At 39.7% G+C, this 26920-nt stretch carries 28 protein-coding genes; 3 read left to right on the plus strand and 25 right to left on the minus strand.

The genetic code is table 11. The features are described from left to right. Nucleotides 1–52: 52 nt before the first annotated feature. A complete protein-coding gene (locus GGQ84_RS09890; protein ID WP_429162189.1) occupies nucleotides 53–313 on the minus strand; it encodes a DUF3243 family protein in 261 nt (86 codons plus the stop codon). Between the two features lie 157 nt (nucleotides 314–470). Between GGQ84_RS09890 and GGQ84_RS09895 the strand changes: the two genes are divergently transcribed. Continuing rightward, a complete protein-coding gene (locus GGQ84_RS09895; RefSeq protein ID WP_429162191.1) occupies nucleotides 471–1424 on the plus strand; it encodes a calcium/sodium antiporter in 954 nt (317 codons plus the stop codon). Nucleotides 1425–1439: 15 nt separating this feature from the next. Here the strand turns inward: GGQ84_RS09895 and GGQ84_RS09900 are convergent, their stop codons facing one another. The 23 genes from GGQ84_RS09900 to GGQ84_RS10010 form a co-directional block, all read right to left on the minus strand. Continuing rightward, nucleotides 1440–1910, minus strand: a complete 471-nt coding sequence (locus GGQ84_RS09900) for a ferritin-like domain-containing protein (RefSeq protein WP_429162193.1) — start codon at nucleotides 1908–1910, stop codon at nucleotides 1440–1442. Between the two features lie 51 nt (nucleotides 1911–1961). Next, a complete protein-coding gene (locus tag GGQ84_RS09905; RefSeq protein WP_429162195.1) occupies nucleotides 1962–2885 on the minus strand; it encodes a cation diffusion facilitator family transporter in 924 nt (307 codons plus the stop codon). 20 nt (nucleotides 2886–2905) lie between these two features. Next, the gene (gene thiD / locus GGQ84_RS09910) at nucleotides 2906–3679 is read right to left on the minus strand and encodes a bifunctional hydroxymethylpyrimidine kinase/phosphomethylpyrimidine kinase (protein ID WP_429162197.1); all 774 of its coding nucleotides are present in this window, start codon (nucleotides 3677–3679) and stop codon (nucleotides 2906–2908) included. 21 nt (nucleotides 3680–3700) lie between these two features. Further along, the gene (gene thiL / locus GGQ84_RS09915) at nucleotides 3701–4717 is read right to left on the minus strand and encodes a thiamine-phosphate kinase (RefSeq protein ID WP_429162199.1); all 1017 of its coding nucleotides are present in this window, start codon (nucleotides 4715–4717) and stop codon (nucleotides 3701–3703) included. Between the two features lie 9 nt (nucleotides 4718–4726). Then, entirely contained in the window at nucleotides 4727–5365 is a 639-nt protein-coding gene (gene thiE, locus GGQ84_RS09920) for a thiamine phosphate synthase (protein ID WP_429162201.1), read from the minus strand. 8 nt (nucleotides 5366–5373) lie between these two features. After that, nucleotides 5374–6165, minus strand: a complete 792-nt coding sequence (gene thiM / locus GGQ84_RS09925) for a hydroxyethylthiazole kinase (RefSeq protein WP_429162234.1) — start codon at nucleotides 6163–6165, stop codon at nucleotides 5374–5376. Nucleotides 6166–6182: 17 nt separating this feature from the next. After that, nucleotides 6183–7193 carry an alpha-hydroxy-acid oxidizing protein gene (locus tag GGQ84_RS09930; RefSeq protein WP_429162203.1) on the minus strand — a complete coding sequence of 337 codons (1011 nt, stop codon included), beginning with the start codon at nucleotides 7191–7193 and terminating at the stop codon, nucleotides 6183–6185. A gap of 127 nt (nucleotides 7194–7320) precedes the next feature. Continuing rightward, entirely contained in the window at nucleotides 7321–8352 is a 1032-nt protein-coding gene (locus tag GGQ84_RS09935) for a polysaccharide deacetylase family protein (RefSeq protein WP_429162205.1), read from the minus strand. A 77-nt stretch (nucleotides 8353–8429) separates the two neighbouring features. Then, nucleotides 8430–9596, minus strand: a complete 1167-nt coding sequence (locus GGQ84_RS09940; RefSeq protein WP_429162207.1) for an MFS transporter — start codon at nucleotides 9594–9596, stop codon at nucleotides 8430–8432. Nucleotides 9597–9675: 79 nt separating this feature from the next. After that, nucleotides 9676–10170, minus strand: coding sequence for a hydrogenase maturation protease (locus GGQ84_RS09945; RefSeq protein ID WP_429162209.1), 495 nt, complete (start codon nucleotides 10168–10170; stop codon nucleotides 9676–9678). After that, on the minus strand, nucleotides 10149–11612 hold the full coding sequence (locus tag GGQ84_RS09950) for a Ni/Fe hydrogenase subunit alpha (protein WP_429162210.1): 1464 nt from the start codon (nucleotides 11610–11612) through the stop codon (nucleotides 10149–10151). The genes GGQ84_RS09945 and GGQ84_RS09950 overlap by 22 nt, the downstream gene beginning before the upstream one ends. Beyond that, nucleotides 11578–12576: an NADH-quinone oxidoreductase subunit B family protein gene (locus GGQ84_RS09955; protein ID WP_429162212.1), complete on the minus strand. Its 999-nt coding sequence runs from the start codon at nucleotides 12574–12576 to the stop codon at nucleotides 11578–11580. Before GGQ84_RS09955 ends, GGQ84_RS09950 begins: the two co-directional genes overlap by 35 nt. Continuing rightward, the gene (locus GGQ84_RS09960; RefSeq protein WP_429162213.1) at nucleotides 12569–13000 is read right to left on the minus strand and encodes a hydrogenase iron-sulfur subunit; all 432 of its coding nucleotides are present in this window, start codon (nucleotides 12998–13000) and stop codon (nucleotides 12569–12571) included. The genes GGQ84_RS09955 and GGQ84_RS09960 overlap by 8 nt, the downstream gene beginning before the upstream one ends. Then, nucleotides 13000–14949 carry a 4Fe-4S binding protein gene (locus tag GGQ84_RS09965; RefSeq protein ID WP_429162215.1) on the minus strand — a complete coding sequence of 650 codons (1950 nt, stop codon included), beginning with the start codon at nucleotides 14947–14949 and terminating at the stop codon, nucleotides 13000–13002. Before GGQ84_RS09965 ends, GGQ84_RS09960 begins: the two co-directional genes overlap by 1 nt. Nucleotides 14950–14963: 14 nt before the next feature. Beyond that, a complete protein-coding gene (locus tag GGQ84_RS09970) occupies nucleotides 14964–15827 on the minus strand; it encodes a CoB--CoM heterodisulfide reductase iron-sulfur subunit B family protein (RefSeq protein WP_429162217.1) in 864 nt (287 codons plus the stop codon). After that, nucleotides 15824–16384: a 4Fe-4S dicluster domain-containing protein gene (locus tag GGQ84_RS09975; protein ID WP_429162219.1), complete on the minus strand. Its 561-nt coding sequence runs from the start codon at nucleotides 16382–16384 to the stop codon at nucleotides 15824–15826. The genes GGQ84_RS09970 and GGQ84_RS09975 overlap by 4 nt, the downstream gene beginning before the upstream one ends. Before the next feature lie 253 nt (nucleotides 16385–16637). Continuing rightward, nucleotides 16638–18011, minus strand: a complete 1374-nt coding sequence (locus GGQ84_RS09980) for a sigma-54 interaction domain-containing protein (RefSeq protein WP_429162220.1) — start codon at nucleotides 18009–18011, stop codon at nucleotides 16638–16640. 10 nt (nucleotides 18012–18021) lie between these two features. Further along, nucleotides 18022–19029: a hydrogenase expression/formation protein HypE gene (hypE, locus tag GGQ84_RS09985; protein WP_429162236.1), complete on the minus strand. Its 1008-nt coding sequence runs from the start codon at nucleotides 19027–19029 to the stop codon at nucleotides 18022–18024. A 28-nt stretch (nucleotides 19030–19057) separates the two neighbouring features. After that, on the minus strand, nucleotides 19058–20161 hold the full coding sequence (hypD, locus tag GGQ84_RS09990) for a hydrogenase formation protein HypD (RefSeq protein WP_429162222.1): 1104 nt from the start codon (nucleotides 20159–20161) through the stop codon (nucleotides 19058–19060). After that, nucleotides 20145–20369, minus strand: coding sequence for a HypC/HybG/HupF family hydrogenase formation chaperone (locus GGQ84_RS09995; RefSeq protein WP_429162224.1), 225 nt, complete (start codon nucleotides 20367–20369; stop codon nucleotides 20145–20147). The genes hypD and GGQ84_RS09995 overlap by 17 nt, the downstream gene beginning before the upstream one ends. Continuing rightward, the gene (hypF, locus tag GGQ84_RS10000) at nucleotides 20347–22677 is read right to left on the minus strand and encodes a carbamoyltransferase HypF (RefSeq protein WP_429162225.1); all 2331 of its coding nucleotides are present in this window, start codon (nucleotides 22675–22677) and stop codon (nucleotides 20347–20349) included. The genes GGQ84_RS09995 and hypF overlap by 23 nt, the downstream gene beginning before the upstream one ends. Continuing rightward, nucleotides 22656–23318 (minus strand): hydrogenase nickel incorporation protein HypB, encoded by a 663-nt coding sequence (hypB, locus tag GGQ84_RS10005; protein ID WP_429162227.1) that lies wholly within the window; start codon nucleotides 23316–23318, stop codon nucleotides 22656–22658. The genes hypF and hypB overlap by 22 nt, the downstream gene beginning before the upstream one ends. Continuing rightward, nucleotides 23308–23661 carry a hydrogenase maturation nickel metallochaperone HypA/HybF gene (locus GGQ84_RS10010; protein ID WP_429162238.1) on the minus strand — a complete coding sequence of 118 codons (354 nt, stop codon included), beginning with the start codon at nucleotides 23659–23661 and terminating at the stop codon, nucleotides 23308–23310. Before GGQ84_RS10010 ends, hypB begins: the two co-directional genes overlap by 11 nt. Before the next feature lie 185 nt (nucleotides 23662–23846). Between GGQ84_RS10010 and GGQ84_RS10015 the strand changes: the two genes are divergently transcribed. Beyond that, nucleotides 23847–24725 (plus strand): L,D-transpeptidase family protein, encoded by an 879-nt coding sequence (locus GGQ84_RS10015; RefSeq protein ID WP_429162229.1) that lies wholly within the window; start codon nucleotides 23847–23849, stop codon nucleotides 24723–24725. On the opposite strand, the gene GGQ84_RS10020 is transcribed toward GGQ84_RS10015, so the two are convergent. Further along, nucleotides 24715–26139: an FMN-binding glutamate synthase family protein gene (locus GGQ84_RS10020; protein ID WP_429162231.1), complete on the minus strand. Its 1425-nt coding sequence runs from the start codon at nucleotides 26137–26139 to the stop codon at nucleotides 24715–24717. The genes GGQ84_RS10015 and GGQ84_RS10020 overlap by 11 nt on opposite strands. Before the next feature lie 150 nt (nucleotides 26140–26289). Between GGQ84_RS10020 and GGQ84_RS10025 the strand changes: the two genes are divergently transcribed. Then, nucleotides 26290–26718 (plus strand): PPC domain-containing DNA-binding protein, encoded by a 429-nt coding sequence (locus GGQ84_RS10025; RefSeq protein WP_429162233.1) that lies wholly within the window; start codon nucleotides 26290–26292, stop codon nucleotides 26716–26718. Nucleotides 26719–26920: the final 202 nt, after the last annotated feature.

A 26920-nucleotide genomic window follows, 5' to 3' on the forward strand; every position in this document is an offset into this window, starting at 1 on the left:
GCAAGCTAATTATATATGAATTAGCCTGCCTATTTCGAAATAAAATTAATTTTTAGTGTTGTTCTTCTATTTGTTGTTTTCCCAGCCTTAAGACCATGTTCGCTAATGTATATTTTTCTTCTTCATTAGCTTGCTCCCACATCTGCTGCATAAGTGCCTCTTCTGGACTATCAGGCTTTACAAAGTGAGTCATCAGGTTTCCTAAGCTCACCATGCCCTTAACCATATTTTCATCTGAAACTCCATGGTTTTTACCATCGATAATGCGTTCTGCTAAGGCTTGTGGAAAAGCGGAAATATTGTTGTTTTCCATTAGTTCACCTCCTTTTAATCATTAATTATTATCTCCACATTTTATAGTGGTATGTAGAAAAAATTTTACCTAAATTATTTGTCATTTAAATTTGAAAAAAGGAGAAAATATACTTTAAGCGAAGATAATATAATATTTATAACAGGAGGACTTAAAATTGGACGCAGCTATCACTGTAGTTTTTGGCCTTTTTGCCTTAGGAATAGTTATGGTAATAAAAGGAGGAGATTTATTTACTGACGGAGCAGTTTGGGTGGCAAAGTATACAGGAATTCCACAGGTAGTTGTAGGTGCCACAATAGTCAGCTTAGCTACAACTATTCCCGAGTTGATTGTAGCTATAACAGCTGCACTAACTGGTCATCCTGATATGGCAGTAGGTAATGCTATTGGTTCTGCAAATGTAAACATAGGTATTATTTTAAGTATTGCTCTAATAATTTCCAGTTTGAAGGTTTCTAAGTCATTTCAGATAAATAGTATGATTATGTTTGTTACTGGTTTGGTATTTTTTGTTTTGCTTCATGATGCAACCGTTACTCGCTTGAATGCGATAATATTGCTTATAATATTAATTATCTATTTCATATATAATTATCAACAGGCTATTAACTCTAATTCCAGTAAAGCTAAGCGAACAGAGAAGGACAATAACCTAAAGCAAAATCTTATTAAGTTTTCTTTTGGAGCTATTTTAATAGTTATTGGCAGTAGACTACTAATTGACAATGGCTCTAAGTTGGCTGAATTTTTTGGAGTTCCTGAATTAATTGTTGCCCTAACATTAGTGGCTATCGGCACGTCTTTACCAGAATTAGTTACAGCAGTAACATCTGCCCTTAAAGGAAACCCAGCTATAGGCATTGGTAATATTTTAGGAGCAAACTTTTTCAATATAACACTAGTATTTGGTGGTGCGGCACTGATCACTCCTATACCTGTTTCCGAACAAACTATTAGAGTCGATGCACCAGTTATGCTAACATTAATGTTGCTTACGGTTTTATTTACCTATCGCTTTAAACGCCTTACAACTATTCATGGAATCTGTTTAGGGTCAATTTATTTGGCTTATTTCATTTTTTTGGCTACAACTATAATGGGAGGCTAGGTTAGCCTCCCATTATTATTTCAATGCTGTTAATTTTTTGATATGCTTTCGCTCTTCCCCTATGAGCTCTTCAATCACATGCGCTTCCGATGCATTAACCATATTCTTGAATTCTATAAAGAACACTATTGAATCTTTTTCAAAGTTGATGGCAAAGTCAATTGCATCTTCTGTAGTGGAAATCTTATCTAAAATTGTATCAAGATCTCTGTTAAACATATGAGAACTCACTAAAGATTGAACATATTCTAGATATTCACCTTCAAAGCTTTCCCTAGCATTAAATTCTTTTAGTTTCTCACCTAGTTTCGAAAAGTCTAGCTGATGTTTCGCTTCTTCTTTTGCTAAAAACTGAAAAAGTTCTGATGCTTTATCATCATCACATTTTTCAGCTAAGCTATTATAAAACTTCTCACCCTTTTTTTCCACTTCTACAGCAAACTCTATCAGCTCGCTCCCACTAAATTTAGACAAATGCCACACCATAAATCCCCCTCTCATGATAATAAGCTTATGTGTATTTATTCTATAAACACATTATTTTTCCTGCTTTTTGCGTTTGCAATCGCACTCTCCACTTAATTCACTATAAAAACAGGGGTTTACATGTATTAATACATCTTTTACAGTTGAGTCTTTTTCTAAAATATTGTATTTAGCAGCAGCGGCAATTGCATGTCCCTTTTCCACTGTAACTTGAGGGTGTACACAAATTTTTAGATCCACATATATATAGGGGCCATTATATCTTGCCTTTATCTCCTCTACCGATCTTACACCTTCAGTATTTTTAACAATCTCACTAATCTGTTCAATTACTTCTGGTTTAGGAGCTGGGTCCATTAATTCTTTAATTGCACTCCAATAAACATTTATACCCATTCTAAGTATCATAATAGCAACAATAATACCAGCTAGCGGATCTAAAATGGGGTAGCCAAAGTTGGCACCTAATACACCTATTAATGCAGCAATAGATGAAAAAGCATCAGAACGGTGATGCCATGCATCTGCAACAATAACAGAGCTCTTAATCTTCCTGCCAATTCTTACGGTATAATGATACATTCCCTCTTTAATTACAATCGATAAAATTACTGCATAAATTGCTACTGTACCTGGTACAACAATATTGCCACTTTGTGCTACTTGAATAGCTTTCCACCCTATACCTGCAGCAGTGAAAATTAATATTAGAGCTAATATTTTTGCAGCAATTGGCTCGGCTTTAGCGTGTCCATAGTGATGGTGCTTATCCGGCGGTTGATGAGCAAGCTTTACCCCACCCATTGCCACTAATGTTGATAACACATCAGAAGCAGAGTGAAATGCATCGGCTATTATTGCTGTACTACCAGTTAATACACCGACGCTTCCTTTAAGCAGTGTTAGGACTGCATTACCAGCTAATCCAGCCGCAATGGCATATCTAGAAAGCTGGACTCTTTCTTGTTCATTCATTTAAAAAATACACCTTCTTGTCAGTGGTTTAACAATAAGGAACCCTTTCCTAGTAGGTAATTCTCATTTATTGCCTTCCACACATATTTTTTACTCTTTTCTACTGCTTGAAAAATATTTACTTCTCTTGCTAAATAGCTTGCTATTGCTGCTGAAAGAGTACACCCTGTGCCATGAACACTGCCTACCCCAATTCTAGGTGCAGACAAATAAGAAAATTCTTTCCCATCAAAAAAGATATCTAAAGCTTCTCCCTCTTTGTGTCCACCTTTAATCAATACCGTTTCTGGCCCCATCTCCCGAAGCAAGATGGCAGCTTTCTCCATATCCTTCTTCGTTTCTATTTTGATATCAGTGAGCTTTTCAGCTTCTGGAATGTTTGGAGTTACAATTTTCGCTAGAGGAAATAGTTCGTTTTTTATTACGTTTACTGCTTCCTCCGTCAATAAAAGGTGTCCACTAGTAGAAACTAAAACCGGATCTACTACTAAAAAGGGAAGTTCATACTCCTTTACTTTGTGTGCCACAGCTTTTACAATTTTATCGTTTGCCAACATACCAGTCTTAACAGCAGAAACTTTCACATCGGTTGCTACAGCGTCTATTTGTTCGGCCACAAAATCTTCTGGTAAGAAATGAGCGTTGTTTACCCCACAAGTATTTTGCGCTGTAACAGCAGTTAATGCTGAGGTTCCATAAACACCAAGGGCATAAAAAGTTTTAAGGTCTGCTTGTATCCCTGCACCAGCTATGGAATCAGATCCTGCGATTGTAAGCGCTATTTTTTTGTCCATATTTGTATCCTCCTAATTTTATTAACTTCGAAAATGATTATACCCTTTTGCTTTAATCAACCGACTCTGACCTTCTTTATTGATTATACATACTTTGTTTTCATCATTTACTTTAGGAATTATTTTTCCAATCTGTGTTATATTTAAATTGAGGTTGCCCCCTACTACTTCCTTTACAGCTTGCCAACGTTCTTCAGGTACTGTAAATAATAGCTCGTAATCTTCTCCACCAAATAAAGCTAATTCTAAAACATCTATTTTATTTAAACTAGCAAAGGCTCTAGCCTCTTCCGAGATGGGAATGGCTTCTTCTATTACTTCAGCACTTACATCACTTTGGGCACAGATATGGTTTATCTCACTGGCCAAACCATCACTAATATCTATCATAGAGCTTGCACCTAAACGCGCCAAAAGCTGACCCGCCTCAACCCTAGGCTCTGGCATCATGTGACGCTTTCGCAAGTACTCCTGAATATGATCAGGGGGGGATTTCTTAAGTTCTTGTGTGATTTCTGCCAGCCCAGTTGCTGAATCTCCTAGTGTCCCTGTTGCAGCCAGCACATGACCGGGCTTTGCTCCCGATCTCATAATTGCTTTATTGTATTCCACTTCTCCTATAACTGCTACATCTATAACAATATCATTTGAATTTACTGTATCACCACCAACAATACTTACATGAAATTGTTGAGCAATCCCTTTTACTCCTTCGTAAAACTCTTGAATATAGACAATTTCTAAATCCTTAGGCCAACCTGTAGATAAAAGTGCATATTTTGGTTTTCCACCCATGGATGCAATATCGCTCAAGTTAACTGCTAATGCTTTGTAGCCCAATTCCCTAGGGGTGATTACATCTCTTAGAAAATGCCGACCCTCTATTAACATATCACTACAAAACAGAATGTTTGTGCCTACAGTAGCTTCTAAAACTGCTGCATCATCACCTATTCCCTTTATAACTCCTTCTGAGTTTATGGTATTAGCTTTAATTCGATCTATGAGCTCAAATTCACTAATTTTATCAATTTTCAATGTCTAAGCCTACCTTTCTGCTTGACCTATTATTTTCTTTTTGTATTGCTCTGCAGTGCTCTTTACAGACTTTGCACTCATAATTCCCGATACCACTGCCACTCCATCTACACCTGTACTCATCACTTCTCCTAAGTTATCCAGCTTTATTCCTCCAATTGCTACCACCGGCACATCCACTGAGTTAACTATCTCTTTTAAACCCTTTGTTCCAATTTCCGGAGCCTCTGTCTTAGTGTTCGTTAAAAAAACTGCTCCAGCACCTAAGTAATCAGCTCCCTGGGCCACAGCTCCTTTGGCATCTTCAACCGTATCCACTGATACCCCTAGTATTTTATTTGACCCAAGTAGCTTTCTAACCATATCAGGTGGCATATCATCTTGTCCCACATGAACACCGTGGGCATCTATAGCTAACGCCACATCTACTCGGTCATTTACAATAAACGTGCTATTATACTTTTTAACTAGTTCCAATAAACGGCCCCCCAGGTCTATCATGTCTCTAGTGCTACCACTTTTACTTCTAAGCTGAACCACATCAGCTCCTCCTTCTAAAGCTTCGCCTACAACGTCTATTATGCTTCTTCCTAGAGTTAGATTCTCATCAGTTACTACATACAGACCATATTTATTCATTGTCATCATTTTATCACCTACTTAATTTTTATATTTATTTGCTTCTCTATATTTGATTGCGTTAGGCTGTAGGTACTGTCAAATAGCTTCACTTTAAAATTCCCAGGAAGTCCTGCACTTTCTGCAGCTAACTGTCCAGAAATTCCAAATGCAGTAACACCAGCAGTAGCAGCTAACATATAGTCATCTGTTACTGCAGCACAAGCAGCTATTACAGATGTTACCATACATCCAGTTCCAGTCAGAATTTCTAACATAGGATGTCCATTTCTACACTCTGCCACTTTCGTTCCATCTGTTATGTAGTCTATTGGACCTGTTGCGGCAACTACAGAGCCTGTCTTTTGCGCCAAGGACTTTGCAGCAACTCCCACTTCCCCCTCTATTTCTCCTGCATCAACTCCTTTTACTTGCGCCTCAACTCCTGCTAATACACAAACCTCAGCACTATTGCCGCAAATAATTGCAACATCCAATTCCTCTAGAATTCTATTTGCTACTTGGGTTCTATAGGATGTAGCCCCTACTCCTACTGGATCAAAAACAATAGGTATTCCTATTTCGTTTGCTTTTTTTCCCGCCAAAATCATGGCTTCCACTTGAACAGGTGTAAGTGTTCCAATATTTAGAACAAGGCCACTAGCAATACTAACCATCTCTTCCACTTCTTCTTTCGCATTTGCCATCACTGGTGAAGCACCAATTTGCAATGTAATATTAGCTGTATCATTCATCACAACCGCATTAGTAATATGATGAACTAATGGCTTTGTTCTTTTTACCTCTCGTAGAGTATCAAACACATCCATTGCTTCTATGTTTTTCACTATTCATCACCCCATATTATATCTTTATTTATACTATCAACATCGTTACATCCTGTCATTACCATACCTTGAACTAATTCTCCTATTATTTTTTCTAAAACTACACTTACCCCAAGGGCACCTGCACCTAGGTTTCCTACAACAAGAGGTCTTCCAATCAGTACCCCATGAGCTCCTAAACCCAACATCCTCAATACATCAATTCCTGTTCTAATACCACCATCAACAAGAACCAACACTCTGTCTCTTACTGCATTAGCTATTTGGGGCAGTACATGAGCTGTTCCTGGGGTACCGTCTAACACCCTGCCACCATGATTAGAGACAACTATAGCTTTTGCCCCAACCTCTGCAGCTATAATAGCTTCTTCAACGGTCATTATTCCCTTTAAGATAAAGGGCAATTCGGTGCTATTTATTACACTACTTAAATCCTTTTCTCCCATAGGTGGGACTCCAGTTTTCAAAGCAACTAGGCCAGTCCCATCTATATCCATACCCACAGCAGGAGCTCCTACCTCTTTTGCTTCCTTAATTTTTTCCATTACTTGATATACTGTACCAGGTTTTAAAACTGGTATTCCTAAGCCCTTTTTCTTTTTTATAGCTTCTATTCCACTGGGGTATTCTCGAGAACTGAGACCATCACCAGTCATCCCTATTAAACCAGCTTTAGCGCAGCCTGCAATAGTATTTTCCGCATACTCTTCCTCGCTAATAACATCACCGTAATTGTAAGTCATCCCCGCGATGGGGGCTCCCAATATAGGAGCTTTTAGTTGGTGACCAAACATATTTACTTCCGTACTAGGAATAGTTCCGCCAATAGTACGCATATTTAACCTTACTTCTTCTAAGGCTTTAATATTTGCTTTAAAGGAACTGCCTGTTCCCACCCCACCTACTCCAGGTACTTTGCCAGCACATGCATTTCCATTACAGCTAACGCACACTTTACATATGTTACCTAATCTCTCTCGGGCTTTTGCTTGAATAGTTTTAAGATCCAATATTCTCACTCCCAATGAATTCATTTCTGGTCTTTGTTTAATTTTAATACTTTTATGCCTAAAATAAAAGTCCTCCTGCCATTTTAATAAAAAGAACAGCTTTTTACAGCTGTTCTCAAACCATCCTTTATTCATTTTTTCTCAGAAAATTAATTGTGTTTAGATTTATATAATTATTTTTACTATCCCACCTTATTTCTATATCATCCAATTGCTCTATGACTGGCCGAAGTGGGATATATGCTCGCCTATTAATTAGAAGCAGATGGTTTTCTCCACCTTGAAGTTTAAAACTATAAGTCTGCCCTGAAAGATTAATAACTACTTTTTTCTCCTCATCCACCCAGCTTATCTTGCCACCTAGTAATTCAGCTAAATCTCTTGCAGCAAGATATGATGTTCCATTATGCAAAATAGGTGGGCGATCAAATACTTTAAATCGTCCATCCACTCGCATGGTGATGGGCTTATAATTTATTATTTCTTCTCTCGTGGGATTGCTCACCTGGGTTACAGGAACTATATTATATTTTCGCTGTTGCAGTCCTTCTATTATTCCTGGCAACGCCTCGGGGGTATTGTTTCTATTTACATGCATAAGTACAATACCCCCGTTATGGGCATTATCAAGAACCGAATTTGTTATCTGACTTGAGCTAATACCACTCCAATCTCTAGTATCAATACTCCAAAGATAGACTTGGCTATAACCGGCCTCCCCGATGGCATTATAAACTCTTTTGTCGACAGCCCCATAAGGTGGCCTAAAGAGAGGTTGTGGATTAACACCTGTGGCCTTCTTTATTACTTGCTCTGCTCTTTTTATATCTGCTATAATAACATCTTTACTGTGCCTTGTTAGCAGGTGATGGCTATATGTATGATTCCCAATTTCGTGCCCCCGATCAACTATTTGCTTTGCTAAGTTTGGATTATTTTCCACCCATGAACCCAACAAAAAAAAGGTGGCTTTAACCCCATAAGAGTCTAGTGTTTGTAATACTCTATTTATATCAGTTCCACCTTCAACGTCAAAAGTTAACGCAATATTCCTGTACTCACTATCCCCTCTACTAATACTCTGCACCCGAGCTTCCGTGATAGAAACGCTACAAAAAAAATATATAATAATTGTTGCTATAGTTATTATCTTTTTCATTTTAGTAGCTTCTTCCTCCTTTTACTCGTATATGTTTAACATATGCAAAAGTAAAGGAGTAAGAACTATATAAATTCTTAGCTTACAGAATTAAATTGCAAGGTTTTACTAAAATAAATAAACAAGAAAACACTGAACATAATTATAGCTCCAGTTATGTACGGATAACTGGTTCCAAACATATAAGTAAAGCCTCCCCAAATAGGTCCTATAATTCTTCCCAAGCTATCAAAGGAACCTACCATTCCCATCGATACTCCTTGATTAAAAGGGGTTTGTTTTGAAACTAATGAGTTCATTGCTGGGCGCAATAAGCCCATTCCTACTCCTGAAAGAGCAATAAAAAAAATCAGAGAAACTAATCCAACTGCAGACAAAACTAATAAGTACGCACTTGCAGTAATAAATAATCCCGCAAGCATAATGGCCTTCTCTCCAAATCTATTAATAACATAACCTACTACTAATCCCTGTTGAACAACTGTGACAATCCCCATAATCATAAACGCCAGTCCCATTTCTTTCTCTCCGAAACCAAAGTTATCACTGGCGAAATATGCAAAGGTTGCTTCAAGGTTAGCAGCTGCAAAACTCACGATAAACGCTACGACCAACAGCACACCTATAGAACTCTGCAATCCCTTGGTCAAAGAGGGGCGTTTTGACTTCTTTTCTGTTCTTTCTTCCTCGAGCAAAGACTCTGGTAAAAATATAATTATAAATATAACGTTTACTGCAGCTAGTGCTGCTGCTACAAAGAAGGGGGTACTTACATGATAACCCGCCAAAAAACCTCCTATTGCCGGCCCAAAAATAACACCCAACCCCATAGCCGCACCCATCATACCCATGCCCTGTCCTCTGCTTTTCTCATCTGTTGTGTCACTTATATAGGCCATTGCCGTGGGCATTGCCGCCGAGGACAGTAACCCTCCAACTATTCGAGCCAAGAATAAAACCCACAGCCTTTGAGCTAAGCCAAATATGAGAAAGGATAGAGCAAAGCCAATTACCCCCATTATTAATAGAGGCTTTCTGCCCACCCGGTCAGACAGGTTACCCCATATTGGTGCAAAAATAAACTGCATCACTGAATAGGATGCCATCAGCAAACCCAAGTCTAGGGAGCTAGCCCCTAGCTCTCTAGAAAAGAAAGGAAGTACAGGAATGATAATACCAAAGCCTAGCATTATGGTAAATAACACTGCAAAAAGGATTAGCCTTTGATAAGCTTTGACTTCCACTTGTCTCGCCACCCTTCAATAACTAGTGACAATTATTATAACCCTTACAGTATATCCTTTACAAACAAATAAACTCTGATTAATTAAAATCAGAGTTTATTTGTTGAAGAACTTGAGTTATTACCTCAGGCATTGCCTTCTCTACCTCTGGACAGCACCCCTGGTGAAATGTACTATTATCTGCAACCTCAACTGCATAGATATCAACAGTTTCTGGCACAGGTAGATTCAGCTCGCGATAGAGCTTTAAGGAGGTTATTAAGTTTATGTCGTGCACTGATGCTAGTCGCACTGTTGTGGAAACAGCTTCAGGAGAGAAGTGGTATACGTCCCCCACCTCTCCGTCAGCAGTCATTATGGAGTCAATGATTATAGCCCGACTATAGCCCTGAAGCATTTCAACCAAGTTAAAACCCGCAAGTGATGCCTCAATCACATCCACTTTTTGGTTATTCAATAGTTTTTCCTCTAATTCCCTGGCAATATAAATCCCCACTCCATCGTCACTGAGAATAGTGTTTCCCAATCCAACAATTATTGTCTTTTCCCCTTTCACTTGACAAGCTTCTGGCACAGCTTCCCACTGCTTTCGTAAACTTCTACCTCAAGGGGGATATTGCCAGTGATTGAATGGGTTGCACAGGAGAAGCAGGGATCATAGGCTCTAAATGCCATCTCTACCATGTTTAATAGCCCCTGGTCTACTTTCCCCTTTTTAATTAGCTTTTCTGCAGCTCTCTTCACACTCAGATTAATAGCTCCGTAATTATTGGTTGTTCCCACTATTAGGTTGATTTTAGTTGCCAGCCCCGCTTCATCTGCTTTATAGTGGTGAATTAGGGTTCCCCTAGGTGCTTCAACCACCCCAACACCTTCATTGGGTGTAGCCGTTGGAATTGTTCTGAAGTTATCGCTAATTATCTCTTCATCAGATGCCAGCTCCACCCAACGCTCAGCAGCATATAGCATCTCCACAAGGCGAGCCCAATGATGAACTAGGGATGCAGTGATAGGCTTTTTCCCTCCCAATGTGCTTATCATTTTCTCATAGGCCTCCTGAGCTAAGGGAGTCGCCATTCCATCAATTACGTTGGCTCTACCCAAGGGTGCAACCTGATAGATACCGCTGTCTTTCCCGTCAGTAAAGCCGTTCCACCCAACGCTTTTCAAATAGGGTATTTTCAGGTACGTCCAAGGCTCTACCCGCTCTTCAATGTAATCTAGGTACTGATTGGGCTCAAATTTTGCCACTTCAGTGCCCTCTTGATCCACAACTCTAATCTTGCCCTCGTAAAAATTGGCTTTATTATTTTCGTCAACTAGCCCCATGTAATAGGTGTTTATTTTGTAAATATCCCCAGTAATAATGTCAAGATAGGTTTTGTTTTTGAGTACTATTTCTTCAAATAGGTCCAGTGAGAATTTGGCAAACTCCACACAGGACTCTCCCATCTTGAGAATTTCATCTCGCTCCTCAGCGGTAATGCCTTTACTCTGACCTCCCGGAATTCCCGTTATTGGATGGGTGGGCTTACTACCTATTATTCCCTGAACCTTTTGAGCATAAGCCCTGTGCTTGATTACTTCTCCACCCTTCTCTAGACCGACCTTCCCTACTACTCCTAAAATATTTCTTTCCTCTGGCTTTGCATCTGGCCCCAAAACAAAATCTGGTGCTGCCAGAGCGTAAAAGTGAGCAATGTGGGAGTGAACATACTGAGCACTATACATGAGCTCTCGTAGCATTTTAGCTGTCCTAGGAGGATCTACGCTGTATACTCCATCTAATGCCTTTGCGGCTGCAAGATGATGGGCTACTGGACAAACACCGCATATTCTCGGCACTATTCTAGCCACCTCTTCAACAGGTCTCCCCTCACAGAACTTTTCAAAGCCCCGCAACTCAGGAATTTGAAAGTACGTATTTTCCACGTCACCTTCATCGTTCAAGAATATTTCTATTTTACCGTGCCCCTCAAGTCTAGTTATTGGATCTATTGTAATTCGCTTTTTCATTAGAAACCCCCTCCCTTCTCTTGCCTTTTAGCATTGATGCTGCCAGCGTGAACCTATAAAATGTTCCTGCAGGATCAATAATCTGTGCTGTAATCTCCCTTATTATCTTAGGATCATCACTGTCAATAATTGAAGCTATGGCACCCACAAGCTTTCCTCCTTGATCAATGTTGGCACCACTTGGTCCGTAGCAGCCTCTACAGGGCATGTTAGCTGATGTACATCTGCCGTTACAGCCTCCCCTAGTGGCAGGTCCGCAGCAGATTATTCCCTGCTCTAGCAAGCATTTTTCAGCATCTATATTCACCTGGCTGGGTAGTTTAATTTGGCTTATCTTCTTCTCTTCCTTCACTCTAGAGCACTCATCACACAATGTCTTTTCCCCAGCAATAATTGCCCTTCTCGGTGGTGCTTGACCGCCAACCAAAAGCTCTATTGCGCCCCAAATGGTGTCAGGTACCGGAGGACATCCGGGCATAAAATAGTCCACATCTATTACCTGATCTAAAAAGTACACGTGGTTATAAAACTCGGGCAGCTCTAGCTCACCCTCAGGGGCATTAAACTTTGGCTTAGGTATGAGCTTTTCAGGATTGTTAGTTGAGATATTATCGACAAAAACCCTGTTTAGAATTTCCTCCTTCGTGTGGAAGTTCCCCAAGCTAGGAATACCTCCAAAGCAGGCACAGGAACCAAAGGCAATTAAAACCTTGGATTTAGCTCGCAAAAGCTCAGCCATTTCTCTGTTTTCTGAATTTCTTATAGCTCCACTGAACAGGCATAAATCTATTTCCCCATCCTGCATGGCTTGCACGTCGGCCACCTTTCCATCTGCAGCTAAGGGGAAAAATACTATATCCGCCGCATTGCCCAAATCTATTATTTTTTCATTAATGTCTAGTAGCGCAACTCCGCAGCCACCGCAGTCAGCTGCCCAATATACTGCAACCTTTAATTTAGCCAATCTCCTCACCCCCCTTTATATTTAAGGGCCCTAATTCCTTAAGCTGTTCGGTCATATCGTAGACAATCTTAGCAAAACGCTCTCCCTCAGAAGCAGATACCCATACTAGCTTAAATCTCTCCTTCTCTATTCCCAGCTGGCTTAGCATGGTCTCCAGTAAGGGCTCCTTGCGCATCATCTTAGCATTTCCATCTACATAGTGACAGCTTCCTGGATGACAGCCACTTACAAGCACACCGTCAGCACCCTGTTGAAATGCCTTTAGAATAAAAACGGGGTCCACTCTACCTGTACACATTACTCTAACTATTTTTATGCTTTCTGGGTATTTAATTCTAGCTGTTCCAGCTAGGTCAGCTCCCGTATAAGAGCACCAGTTACACAAAATTCCCAAAATGTTTGGCTCAAAGCTATCCTTACTCATTAGCCCAACACCCCCTCAATCTGAGCTAAAATCTGATCATTGTCAAAGTGCGCTATTCTAATTGCCGCTGACGGACAGGCGGAGCTACAGCTTCCACAGCCCTTGCAAACTGCTTCATTTATCACGGAAACCTTCTCGTCTTCATCAAATGTTATAGCCTTATATGGACAAAGATTATTACAGATTTTGCACCCTGTGCACAGCTTGCTGTCGATACTAGCTGTTATTGGCGAGGTTTTAACCTTCCCAGTGGCTATAACTGCTAGGGATTGAGCCGCCGCTGCTGAGCCCTGAGCTACACTGTCTGGTATGTCCTTGGGACTCTGGCAGCAGCCTGCCAGGTGAACCCCATCTGTTGACGTAGTTACCGGATCTAGCTTGATGTGAGATTCTAAGAAAAACCCATCTGCACTTCTAGAAATGCCGAATATCTGGGCTACTTTATCTGCATCATCATGGGGTACTAGTGCGGTATTTAGTACTACCATGTCTACAGGTATTTCCCTAAACGCACCCAGCAACGTATCCTCTGCTCTCACAACTAACTGGCCTTCAACCTCTGTTACCTCTGCTCCTTTTCCTCTAATAAAGTTAACTCCCTCTTCCTGAACTCTATTGTAGAATTCCTCATATTGCTTCCCAAAGGTTCTCATGTCGATATAGAATTCATATACTTCACCTTCAATTTTCTCCTTGAGTAATTGGGCAAATTTTACCGAACTCATACAGCATACTCTAGAGCAATGCTTATGGTAGTTTTGGTCTCTACTTCCAATACAGTGTAAAACTGCAGCACTTCTAGGTGCACTCCCATCCTTTTTGACTACCTTGCCGTTTGTAGGCCCTGAAGCATTGGTCATCCGCTCAAACTGGAGACCAGTAACCACATTGTCATAAACTCCGTATCCCCACTGAGGTGCTATTGAGGCATCAAATAACTTGTAGCCTGTTGCCAAAATTATGGCACCTACCTCAATTTCAACCTCTTCCACCTTCTGCTCAAAGTCAATTGCCTCTCGTGCACAGGCCTTTACGCAGGCCTGGGAACATTTGCCCTTTGCTAAATACAAACACCTTTCTTCATCTACCCTCGCCTTTAGCGGAGTTGCTTGGGGAAAGGGAATATAAATAGCACCTCTATTGCTCAGCCCTTCATCAAAATCACAGGAAATTTTACCTTTTAAAACACAGGCCGGTTCGCAGTCTCCACAGCCCGTACATACACTTTCCTTAACATACCTTGGGTTCTTTTTAATTTTAACTTTATAATTCCCCACATATCCATCTACCTTTGTAACTTCTGAGCATGTGTGGAGAGTAATGTTAGGGTTACTGTTTACATTCACCATTTTTGGAGTCAAAATACAGGCAGCGCAATCCATAGTGGGAAAGGTCTTATCAAACTTAGCCATGTGTCCTCCTATAGATGGCTCCCGCTCTACCATATACACTGGGTGTCCTGCATCCGCAATCTGCAGAGCTGCCTGAATTCCAGAAATGCCGCCCCCTACTACCAGCGTTGCTTTATTAACAGGCACCTCCTTTTCATAAATAGGCTTATGATGAACCACCCTTTTAGCTGCTGCCTTTACTAAGTTAATAGCCTTCTCTGTACTGGCCTTAGGGTCCGTGGCAATCCAGGAGCACTGCTCTCTAATATTTGCCATCTCCAGCAGGTAACCGTTAAGACCCTTTTGCTCCAAAGCGCTTTTGAATGTGGGCTCGTGCATTCTAGGTGAACAGGCAGCCACGACCACCCTTGTAATTCCATTCTCTTCTATATCATTTTTAATGAGCTCCTGCCCTGGGTCAGAGCACATGTATTTATATTCCTTGGCCACCACAACCTGATCCAGCTTTTCTGCTTCTTTTGCCACCCTTTCCACATCAACGGTGGCTGCTATGTTTGAGCCGCAGTGACAAACATAAACACCAATTTTTTCTGACATGTTATCAACACCTCCTAAAAGTACTTACTAAGGGTATCCACAGCTGATACTATTCCTCGATCTATCCCCAGGTTTTTGTAGTTTATAGACATCCCCAAGCCTAATAATTGAGTAAAGAATACTACTGGCACTTTATAATCAGTGCCAAACTCCTCGTTAACCTTGTGCTGAAATGTATCTAGGTTCATTTGGCAAAGCGGACAGGACACGGCTATAACGTGAGCCTCGCTCTGAACTGCTTCATCTAATATGGACCTAATAAGCTTTAATGCCAGCTTTTCGTTAGTTGATATTAAGGCAGCACCACAGCATTTTGCCTTGCTATTAAAAGTAACCGACTCTGCTCCTAGTGCCTCTATTACTCGGTCCATTGAGGTTGGCATCTCTGGATGGTCGTACCCCCTGGGCCTGACCATTTGACAGCCATAATAGGGAGCAACCTTTAAATCAGTAAGCTGTTTAGAGATATTACCCTTAATTGCATCCAGTCCAAAATCTTCACATAAAATCTCCAGTAAATGCTTTACCTGATATTCACCGTCGAAGCTTAAACCCGCCTTAGACATTATCTGGGTTACCTCATCCTTTAACTCTTTCCTAGCCTTTATTTTCTTGTTAGCTTGATTTAGCCTTGAATAACAAGCATTACAGGAAACAGCTATTTCTCTGCTCTTGCCATCTACCTTGGCAAGATTAGCTGCGGCTATTGCCAATGCTGTCTTCTGATTTTCGCTGGCAGCAGAAGTGGCTCCACAGCAATTCCAGTCCTGAATTTCTTCTAACTCAATATCTAACTTTTGAAAGCACTGATCGATAGACATTTGATAATCTTTAGCTGTTGCATGCAGAGAGCATCCGGGGTAGTAGCTGTACTTCAATTGCCGTCACCTCCTTTAGATAACGCAACTATTTTCTTGAATTGGGCTCGGTTCTTCAGTCTAGGTGGAAATAAAACTAGCTTTTTCTTTTTTAATAGCTTAATCCCTATGGGAGCATAGTCAAATAGCTTTTTCGGGTTAGTTTTTAAGGCAAATTTAGTTATTAGCATGCCTTCATTCATTCTTCCTGAGGACTCCACTACTTCATTAAAAGTGCAATAAAAATTTGGAGCCTCTGCTTTTGAATCTGTCGCACCACTTGTAATAGCTAAGTTCTTTAAGGCATACATCATGTCTGTAATAACTATCCCCCTAGGACATCTTGCTGTACAGCTGTAGCATGAAGCACATATCCACATTGAGTTGCTAGATAGAACCTGCTCCCTCTCCCCAGCCCTTATTAAATTAATAATCTTTCTAGGTGTAAGCTCCATTTCATAACACGTCGGACAAGAACCTGAACAGGTGCCACATTGAATACAGTCAGATATGTTTTCACAACCGGGTAGCTGCTTTACCTCACGGTAAAAGCTGTGCTCATTAAAAACTGTCTCCATACTCCTTACCTCCTTTGCAGTAAATTTAGCAGAGCACTAAATTCTGATTTTATTCTAAATATTGCAAATATTGTGCCAATAGATAATTTTCACAAAACTATTTCCCTCTTGCTAACCACCTGATTTAGCAAATATATGACTGCTTGTTCAAATACACACAGAGAGGCTGTAAACAATTGTTTACAGCCTCTCTGTGTGTATTTCTTGTTTGTCAACCAATGCTTACAGATACAGTCTGCTAAAAGCCCTTGTGTTAACCTATATTGTATTTCTCCATTTTCTTGTAAAGGGCTGTCCGACTCAACCCCAATATCTTTGCTGCCTCCACTTTACTCCCACCAGCATAAGCGAGAGCCTTTACTATGCTCTCCACTTCTGCTTCCTCCACTGCTTCCTTTAAGGGCTTTACAGACTCTAAGGGTCTTATTCCTGATTGCTTAAGTAACCCCTCAGGTAAGTGAATAACATCTATTGAGCCTGCCGTAGCCAGATTAATGGCTCGCTCTAGTAAATTTTCTAGCTCTCTAATATTTCCTGGCCAATCATATTTTTTAAAAGCATCCAAAGCCCTTTTGGTAATATCTACCCTCGAAATCTGATACTTCATACTCAATCGAGATAGAATACTCCTGCACAAGAAGTCTAAATCATCTATACGCTTGCGCAGCGGAGGCAGGTATAGGCCTATCACCAGTAACCGATAATATAAATCCTCTCGAAACTTTCCTTGGGCAACTAACTCCTTTAAGTCTCTGTTTGTAGCAGCAATAATACGCACATCAACCTTTTTAGTGGTAGTTCCCCCTACCCTCTCTATTTCTCTATCCTGAGTCACCCTGAGGATTTTTGCCTGCATCTCTAGGGGCATATCTCCCACTTCGTCTAAAAAAATTGTTCCATTATCAGCCAGCTCAAATTTGCCCAATTTCCCAGTTGCTCTGGCACCTGTAAAGGCCCCTCCCTCATAGCCAAAGAGCTCTGACTCTAGCAGATTGCTTGGAATAGCTGCACAGTTTACCTTTATAAATGGCATCTTCTTTCGACCACTTTCTGCATGAACGGCAGAGGCTAAAACCTCCTTACCCGTTCCCGTTTCACCAGTTATTAGGATGTTTGCATCAAACAACGCTGCTCTTCTTGCCACTTCAACAGTTTCTTGAACATCCTTATTTGCAGAAATAAACGGTTTGAAGTGACTTTTAGTCAGCTCTTTATCAGCTAACCTTTCCTGATAATAACTTAGCTCCTCCTCTAGTAGCCTCAGCTTTTCTAGAATAACTGCATATCCTCTGCTTTCACTAGAAATAATAGTGCTAATGCCACCAACTACTTCATCGCTCTCGTAAATCGGCTTTTCTTCCAATACTGCTAAATCCATATCCTGCTGTTTTACTATTTTTACTATTTTTTCTGCATTATTTAGTATATGATCCATGAGAGTAAAGCTTACTGCAGTCCAAATTTGCTTGCCCAAAACTTCATCTCTATCCATTTTCAAGAATTCACAGTACAGCTTGTTAGCATACTTTACCTTCCCTGTTTTATCAACTAACAAAACCCCTGTGCCTATATTTTCTAGGGCTAAATAAAATAGCTTCCAATTTTCAGACCACAGTACCTTAGTCATATGCTCCCTCCTAGCAAATCCGAGGTAAATGCTCTCCTTCAAGTGCTGTAAGTATTCTCTCTATTCCCAAGCTAGTCTCCAAAGTTACCTTTCCTCTATCCTTTGCAACTACCTGTCCTATAATCTCGCTATTGCTACCCAGTTTATTTTTTTTCAGCACATCTATGGCCTTTGCTCCATCATTCTCCTTTACAACAATTAGAGCCTTGCCCTCATTGGCCATGTAAACAGGATCTAAGCCCAGCAAGCTACATCCAGCGGCTACATCTTTGCGCACAGGTAATTTCTCTTCAAACAATTTCACCCCAACCTGTCCCTGCTGAGCCAATTCATTAATTGTGGTAGCTACTCCACCTCTAGTAGGGTCTCTCATGCATTTTATGTTGATGTCCGCTTTCCAGAGCTCTGAAAGCATGTGATTTAAAGGGGCACAGTCACTTTTCAAGTTACTCTCTAAGCCCAACTCTTCTCTCAGGCTTAAAATTGTCATTCCATGGTCTCCCAGCGTTCCAGTAACAATAATAAAATCTCCAGGCTCCATCTTGCTTGGACTATACTCTCTGTTTCCAGCAAAGCCTACACCTGTGGTGTTGATAAAGATGCCATCTGCACTCCCAGTTTCTACCACCTTAGTGTCTCCTGTTACAATCTTCACCTTAGCACTTAATGCTGTTTTTGCAATTGATTCTACTATTTGCTTTAAGTACTCCATGGGAAACCCAGCTTCTATTATAAAGCCTACACTTAAATAGGCTGGCTCTGCCCCACTAACTGCCAGATCATTTACTGTACCACATACTGCCAGTTTACCTATATCTCCACCTGGAAAGAAAATTGGAGAAATAACAAAGCTATCTGTAGTCATTACAAGTTTTTCATTTTTGTTCTCTAAGATTGCGCCATCTAACAATTGGTTCCCACTATTTTTGTTAAAAGCTGGGTATATAACCTCTTCTATTAGCTCTTGGGATAATTTTCCGCCACTCCCGTGAGCTAAAGATATTTTATCTTGGTCCAAAATATTCACCCTTTCTTGCTCTGTTGCATTACAAGTTATATTTGTAGTAAGCGGCACAAGCCCCCTCTGAGGAAACCATACATGGGCCTAAAGGCTTCATTGGATTGCAACCCTTTCCAAACAATTGACACTCTGGTGGCAACTTATGTCCCTTCAATATGTCTCCACAAGAACAACTTTTATTTATATATGATTCTTTATTTTCCGGCTCAATTAGATTAAACTTTATTCTTGCATCATATGCTTTATATTCTGGTTTTATGGCTAAACCGCTATTTTCAATTGGCCCTATTCCCCTCCACCAAGCTGTACTAGTCTCAAAAACCTGGTCAGAAATCATGCGAGCAGTAGAATTTCCCCTTTGGCTTACAGCTCGCGTATACTGGAGCTGAGTTTCACTGCTACCGCTACTCATTTGCTCCAGTAGCATATAAATACTCTGAAGAATGTCTATTTGTTCAAAACCAGCAATTACACAAGGTTTTTTGTATTCATCGGAGATAAACTCATATGGTTCAACTCCGATAATTGTACTTACATGTCCTGGACAGATAAATCCGTCAACTTTGGTGTGAGGGTCCTCCACTAAAACCCGCAATGCCGGGGGCACTAACTTATGCATAGACAATACTGAGTAGTTTTCTATTCCTTCTTCAGCAGCTTGAATGATTGAAGTGGCTACTGTGGGGGCAGTTGTCTCAAACCCAACCCCTAAAAAAACTACCTCCTGATTGGGTTGCTTACGCGCTAATTTCAGTGCATCTAAAGTAGAATAAACTATCTTAACGTCTGCACCTGAAGTTTTCGCATCAGCTAAACTTCCATTTGGCCCGGGCACTTTCAACAAGTCTCCAAAGGTAGCGATGACAACGCCTTCCCTTTTAGCCAAATTAATAAACCCATCTATTTCCCAATCATGAGTTACACATACAGGACAACCGGGACCAGAAATTAATCTTACATTTGGTGGCAAAACCTTTCTAATACCACTTTTCCCAATGGCCATAGTATGTGTACCACAAACCTCCATTAAGGCTATGGAATGGTCTATTTCGTCAGCTAAATAATTTATCTTTTCTATGAGCGCTTTGGCAGCTTTATTAGTCGCTCCGCTGTCAATTGTACGCAACATCACTCAGCTCCTTTAGTAACTTAATAGTCTCATCTGCTTCGCTTTCTTCTATTATTTGGATTGCATATCCAGCGTGAACTAAGACCCAATCACCTACTTTGGCATTAGGTGTCAAAGCTATACTAACTTCCCTTTTTATAGTCTCCAATTCCCCAGTTGCCATTTTATCTTTAATTTCTATTATCTTAAGGGGTACTGCTAAACACATTTTTTATCACCTCATTTCCTACAACAGTCTGACCTAAGGCTATTCCGCCATCATTTGCTGGAACTTTACAGTTTGTGTACACATTATATCCCGCTTGCTCTAGTTCCAACACTAATAGACTTGTTAAAAGCCTATTCTGAAAAACACCGCCAGATAACGCTACATCCTTACAGTTCATATTGGCGCTCATCTGCTGGGCAGCTAGTACAAGCCCCCTAGTAAAGCCAATGTGAAATTTTATAGATATATTCTTGGCCGTATCTTTTTTATCTAAGTCGAATAATAGCTGCTTCCACATATAGTCACTTTTCAAAAGAAAACCATTACTATTCTGTTCTATTTGAAAACGGTACCCTTTGATTTCATCTAACATCTTTTGAAGCTCTAATTTTTCAAAATTATATACCCCTGAGGCTGCCTCTAACTCCATAGCCGCTTGTCCTTCATATAGTCCTTGTTCTTTTCCCAGGACTATTGCCGCAACAGCATCAAATAAACGCCCTCCACTAGATGTTTCGGGGGCATTAATACTCCTATTAATCTGCTTAACTATTATTTCTATTTCTAATGGTGTTAGTACTTTTGATAAATAGCTTTTAGCCATACTAATACCTTCTTCTCCAAGTGCACTATACAAATAGCTACAACTCATGCGCCCAGGGTGTTTTACGCTTTGATCCCCTCCAGGCAGGGGTACATATTCTAGGTGACCTAACCGTTGGAATTCCCTTTTATCCCCGTACAAAAACTCGCAACCCCAAATAGCCCCATCTGTCCCATAGCCAGTTCCATCCACAATAATTCCAAGCACTTTATTTTCAATCCCATGTTCAGCTAGGCAACTGGCCATGTGGGCATGATGGTGCTGAACAGCTACAATAGGAATATTGTTTCCCTGTGCATATTCCTTGGCAAACTTAGTGGTATGGTAACCTGGGTGCATATCGTGGATGATTCCACTGGGCTTAATTCCAGTAAGGTTGCCTAATTGGTTAATATTTTCGCAATATATGTGATAATTCTTAACATTCTCCATATCTCCAAGGTATTGACTTAAAATTGCATGATCATCTTGAGCAAAGCAGAATGAATTTTTAAGATCTCCCCCACAGGCAAGTAAAGGGGCAACAGGTTCTTTGAGCTCTATAGGCAACGGTACATATCCCCTTGCCCTACGCATAAATTGCCATTTGCCAGCCACTATGGCTCCTACAGAATCATCGCATCTATTTACAATGTCTCGATTATGCAACACAATGTAATCTGCTAACGTATTAAGAGATTTCATTGCTTCCTGGTTATCTTTAATCAATGGGTTTGATGAAAGGTTGGCGCTAGTAGCTACTAACAAGTCTAATTCTTCAAAAAAGCAAAAATGAAGTGGTGCATATGGAAGCATTATTCCTAGTGTATCTAAGCCTGGGTTAATTCCTTCAGGTAATACCCTATCAGAGTTTTCTCTCTGCTTTAGGACTACAATTGGCCTAGCTGGTGAAACTATCTGTTCTTCTTCTGCCTTACTCAAATAGCTAATTTTTCGAACAGTTTGCAAATCGGATGCCATTAATGCAAATGGTTTAGCATCTCTTTGTTTTCTTTTGCGTAGTTTTTCCACTGCTACATGGTCTCTAGCATTGCATACCAACAAAAACCCACCTATACTTTTAACAGCTAAAATATTTCCTTGACGAAGCAAGGTAGAGATTGAGGTTTTGGTTATATTTCCATCTCGATTCACTACCTGAATTTTTGGTCCACAGTCTGCACATCCATTAGGTTGAGCATGGAACCGTCTATCCATAGGGTTTTGATATTCTTCTGCACATTTCGGACACATTTTAAAATTTTCCATGGAAGTATTTACCCTGTCGTAAGGTAGCTTTTTTATTATTGAAAATCTAGGCCCGCAGTTTGTGCAGTTAATAAATGGATATTTATACCTGAAGTCTTGCTTATGGTTATATTCAATTGAGCAATCAACACAGGTAGCCACATCTGGTGCAATTAAAGTCCGCTTTGATGTTGTAATATAGCTCTCTTGGATAAAAAAATCAGAGTATGCTTTTACATGAACATCCTCCACCAACTTTACATCTATTCGCGCCATGACTGGAGCCTCTATATCTACTCTATTAATAAAATCATCTAAGTTTGGCTCATCTCCTTCAACGTGAATAGTAACTCCTTCAGTAGAATTCAAGACCCATCCCTTGAGATTTAGTTCTAAAGCCAATTTATAGACAAAGGGGCGGAAGCCCACACCTTGCACAACCCCTTTTAACTTAACTATTTTTGCTCTTTTTTCCACTGGACTTCGCCCCTAATCCAGTCACACCATTCATCTAAACCAGTACCTTGACTGGCAGACATTTCTATGATTTTTATCTGAGGATTTAAACTCTTAACGTCTCTTCTAAAGCTTTCCATATTAAAGTTACTGTATGGTAAAAAATCTATTTTATTTAATACACACACATCAACTTCTTTAAACATAACTGGATATTTTAAAGGTTTGTCATCACCCTCTGGCACACTTAAGACTGCAACTTTTTTATCTTCCCCCATTGCAAAGTTTGCTGGACACACAAGGTTCCCTACATTTTCAATAAATACTACATCCAATGCTTCTAAATCGAATTCCTGCAATGCTTTGCTAACCATATTAGCATCAAGGTGACATCCACCTTCTGTATTTACTTGAACTACAGGTGCTCCTTGTGCATGTATTCTCTCTGCATCCTTAGAGGTCATTAAATCCCCTTCGATTACTGCCATCTTTATTTCAGCATTCAATTTCTTGATTGTTTCTTCTAATATGGTAGTTTTTCCGGCTCCTGGTGAGCTCATTAAATTCACACTTAGAATTTTATTTTCCTTAAAGGTTTTAGTATTCTCACCTGCTAAATCTTCATTTGCTTTCATAATATTTTTTAGAACCTTAATTTTCATCTGTTTCCTCTCCCTCTCCTTCGACAAAGTCAATATATAGTTCTTTTCCAGATACAAATTCTCCTAAGGCTCCAGCACACTCAGGACAATAGGGATTACCTCTAGATACCTTAAATTCAATGCCACATTTGTTACAGCTAGCTCTGAGCTCCTTTTTCTCTATTTCCAGCACTGCATCTTGGCATATAGTATCCTGTGCCAAGATTTCAAAACATAGCGATAATGAATCTGGTACTACTCCACTCATTTCGCCTACTACAACCTTTACTTTTGAAACTCGCTTCAACTGGTATTGCTCTGCTTGGTCCATAATCATTTTAAACATACTATCCATTATCGCCATTTCATGCAATCTACGCCACCCCTACTGCTATAATTTTCTTATTTATCTTTTAATTATTTCGATAACGAAACTTATTCTCCTGCAGAATAATTAATTTCCATATTTATGCATAATTGAGACAGGCATAATTTTGCTCATCTTAGTGTAGTAATTAAATCGTAGTGATTATGAGAGGAGGTAATTAGTTGGATGTCAGGAAGTCATTAAATATTTTAATCAAGTTAGTTGTTTTTAGTATTATAGCTGTTATATGTTCTAACTCAACGGCACATGCAAGCAGTAGTTCCCACCAAATTATAATAAGTAAAGCAGAAAATGAATTGGCCTATATCAAAAACGGACAGTTTGAAGCTAAATTTCCAGTAGGTACAGGTAGGACTCCTAGTTTAACACCAGAAGGTAGGTTTCAAGTTGTTTCAAAAATTAAAGAACCCTATTACCGCAGGGGCAGAATTCCAGGAGGTAGTCCTAATAATCCTCTAGGCGCTAGATGGTTAGGACTGAGTGTCCCAGGTACAGGGGGAGCTATTTATGGCATTCACGGAAATAACAACCCCTCATCTATAGGCAAATATGTATCAGCGGGCTGTATCCGCATGCATAATGAAGACGTGATTTGGCTCTTTAACCAAGTGCCAATGGGTACCGAAGTGCTTATAGTAAGTAACAACTGGAGTCATTTCCCGTTAGTAGCTAATAATAATATCAATTATATAGATACACCTATATACGTTAATAATGAACAGTTAAACATTAATTATAATGATCATCCCTTTGTTGAAGCAGGTACAACAATGGTTTCCCTTAGGAGTTTGTTTGAAAATATTGATGCTCACTTCAATTGGGATAACCAATTGCAACAAGTCTCAGTTAAAATTGATAGCCTAGAGTTTTCCATTTGTACAATTGAGGATAAAATATTAGCTGATAGGATTGATACAGAATTAAAAATGCCTCACTCTAGGTTTGTCGACGACAGGGTTTATGTACCATTGAGGGCTATTTGTGAATTAATTGGTGGTAGTGTAAATTGGAGTGAAGATACAATTGAAGTCACCTTTTAAAAGAGCACTTTTTTAGTGCTCTTTTTTCATAACCTAAATCTACTTTAGCAATAGCACAAGTTTCTGGATCTAAAGCAAATAAATCCTCTTTGTTTACCTCAGATATTTTTGTTTTTCCCAGCGCCTGAACCGCTTCTTCTAATTCCAAAGTACACGACCGCAAAAATTTCTCAAGAGTCTTAGAACCAAGGTTTACATTAAATCTATCTTTAAAGGCTCCATTTTCCCATAATACTTGAGTAGGAGGCTCAAATGGAACAGCATCTAGAACTTGTGAATGCGCTGTAGCAAAAAGAGCTGCTGTTCCAATATACACCGCATCAGCTCCTAAAGCAATTGCTTTTAAAAAATGTCCTGGAACTAATAAGCCTCCGGTTACAACAAGGGAAATATCATTTTTAAGATTGTGTTTCTCCATAAACCTGCCTGCTCTACTTACTGCTAACAGTGTTGGTAATCCAAAGTCATCTTGAATTATTGGAGCCGATCCCACTGTTGCAGCCTCTGCACCCTCAATAGCGATAACGTCAACCCCAGCGTTCACTAATATCTCCATGTCTTTTTCTAGATATTTTCCGGCTGCCATTTTTACTCCTATAGGCACGCCTCCAGTAATTTTTCTAAGATAATCTACTAGCTTTTTCATATCACTAGGTTTTTTTACTTTTTTTAAGCGGGCGTGAATCACTGCATCTTGCCCAGATTTAAGTCCTATGCGTTTTCGCAACTTGGGACTTATATCTTTGTATTTAGACTTGTGACCAATTCCCGCAATAGCTCCTTGTCCTATTTGGATTTCTATCATATCCCCTTGCTTTAATATTGAAGGAGCTTTATTCCAGTCGCCTCGGTGATATTGAACGATTAAATTTTTTGCAGCTCGTCGCTCTGCTGATGAAAAGACTCCTTCTCCAGTGTTGGTAGCTGAGCCCACTTTTGCAGTTCCTTTGGCCATAGCTACTTTAGCCTTTTCACTTAAGGCAAGTCCACATGCCATTCCTGAAATCATAATTGGTGTGTCAATTTTCATTGGCTTTTTTGCCTTTGGCCCTATGATGACACTGGTATCCACCTTTACATCATAGGGTGTGGGGAAATCTTTTAACTGGGCTATATTAAACATCAAATTGTTGAAGTTAGGAAACTTTTTTGGACTACCTAGTGGCCTATGGAGTACCTTTCCTTCTTCAGATCTCAAATTGGTCTCCACTATACCCTGTAAGGTTGCCTTTGTAGAAGCTGAAACGAATTCCCATAAATTTTCCTCATATTTATCAATCATTATCCTCTTAGTGGCTTTATTCATTGTGTTCTTTATAGTCTTTCTTGTTAAATATCTAGTCATATAGTAACCTATAGTTAAAGTAATTGCACCTTTAATAGCTCCAGTATATTGCACTATTTTATGTAACATATCATCCTGCACCTCTTGTAATTATTTATAGTTAGTATGTGTATGGAAACAAAATTAAATTTTAAAAAAAGCCCTATTATTGATATTTATTATGTACTATAATAGAAAATAAACATACATACACGCTATTAAGAGGAGGTATTTTAGAAAATGAAGGTGAACGAATACAAACTAGGAAGAGCTTTTGTTGGATGTTTCGATTATGAAGCAGATTTAATTGAATCAGTTGAACAGTTTGCAAAAGACAATGATATTAAGGTTGCTCAGGTTAGAGTAATTGGTGCTGTAAAAAAAGCGGTAATAGCTTACTATCACCAAGATAAAAAAGAATATGAAAATGTAGCATTTGATGATCCTATAGAAGTTTTAGCGTGTATCGGGAATCTATCATATAAAGACGGCAATCCCAAAGCTCATTTACACGCAACCTTTGGATATGGAGACGGAAAGGCTATTGGTGGACACCTAATGCCTGGAACAACTGTCTTCTTTGCAGAAGTATACATTCAAGAGCTTTTAGGTGAGGAGCTTCATCGTGATTTTGATGAAACTACTGGCCTTCCTGCTTGGAAATTATAATATCCCAGCAGTCCGGCAAGAGACCTTATACGGTCTCTTTTTTTTTGGAAAATTTGCTATTAATAAAAACTCATTAAGAGAGTTAAATTAATAATAAAATAGGAGGCGATAGCGTGAAAAATAAGGTAGCTTGGAATAAACAAGGGCACACTTAATAAAGGTCTTTTAGGACCCCAAAAAATGAACGTAGTTTAAGCCACAG

This window comes from Desulfitispora alkaliphila, from assembly GCF_050433185.1.
GTDB classification, from domain to species: domain Bacteria; phylum Bacillota; class Desulfitisporia; order Desulfitisporales; family Desulfitisporaceae; genus Desulfitispora; species Desulfitispora alkaliphila.

Bases quoted from the DNA above. Each gene is read 5' to 3' on its own strand.
- GGQ84_RS09890 (WP_429162189.1), bottom strand. From the start codon at position 313: ATGGAAAACAACAATATTTCCGCTTTTCCACAAGCCTTAGCAGAACGC.
- GGQ84_RS09900 (WP_429162193.1), bottom strand. From the start codon at position 1,910: ATGGTGTGGCATTTGTCTAAATTTAGTGGGAGCGAGCTGATAGAGTTT.
- GGQ84_RS09905 (WP_429162195.1), bottom strand. From the start codon at position 2,885: ATGAATGAACAAGAAAGAGTCCAGCTTTCTAGATATGCCATTGCGGCT.
- thiD (WP_429162197.1), bottom strand. From the start codon at position 3,679: ATGGACAAAAAAATAGCGCTTACAATCGCAGGATCTGATTCCATAGCT.
- thiE (WP_429162201.1), bottom strand. From the start codon at position 5,365: ATGATGACAATGAATAAATATGGTCTGTATGTAGTAACTGATGAGAAT.
- thiM (WP_429162234.1), bottom strand. From the start codon at position 6,165: ATGGATGTGTTTGATACTCTACGAGAGGTAAAAAGAACAAAGCCATTA.
- GGQ84_RS09935 (WP_429162205.1), bottom strand. From the start codon at position 8,352: ATGAAAAAGATAATAACTATAGCAACAATTATTATATATTTTTTTTGT.
- GGQ84_RS09950 (WP_429162210.1), bottom strand. From the start codon at position 11,612: ATGAAAAAGCGAATTACAATAGATCCAATAACTAGACTTGAGGGGCAC.
- GGQ84_RS09960 (WP_429162213.1), bottom strand. From the start codon at position 13,000: ATGAGTAAGGATAGCTTTGAGCCAAACATTTTGGGAATTTTGTGTAAC.
- GGQ84_RS09965 (WP_429162215.1), bottom strand. From the start codon at position 14,949: ATGTCAGAAAAAATTGGTGTTTATGTTTGTCACTGCGGCTCAAACATA.
- GGQ84_RS09975 (WP_429162219.1), bottom strand. From the start codon at position 16,384: ATGGAGACAGTTTTTAATGAGCACAGCTTTTACCGTGAGGTAAAGCAG.
- GGQ84_RS09980 (WP_429162220.1), bottom strand. From the start codon at position 18,011: ATGACTAAGGTACTGTGGTCTGAAAATTGGAAGCTATTTTATTTAGCC.
- hypD (WP_429162222.1), bottom strand. From the start codon at position 20,161: ATGTTGCGTACAATTGACAGCGGAGCGACTAATAAAGCTGCCAAAGCG.
- GGQ84_RS09995 (WP_429162224.1), bottom strand. From the start codon at position 20,369: ATGTGTTTAGCAGTACCCCTTAAGATAATAGAAATTAAAGATAAAATG.
- hypB (WP_429162227.1), bottom strand. From the start codon at position 23,318: ATGAAAATTAAGGTTCTAAAAAATATTATGAAAGCAAATGAAGATTTA.
- GGQ84_RS10010 (WP_429162238.1), bottom strand. From the start codon at position 23,661: ATGGCGATAATGGATAGTATGTTTAAAATGATTATGGACCAAGCAGAG.
- GGQ84_RS10020 (WP_429162231.1), bottom strand. From the start codon at position 26,139: ATGTTACATAAAATAGTGCAATATACTGGAGCTATTAAAGGTGCAATT.
- GGQ84_RS10025 (WP_429162233.1), top strand. From the start codon at position 26,290: ATGAAGGTGAACGAATACAAACTAGGAAGAGCTTTTGTTGGATGTTTC.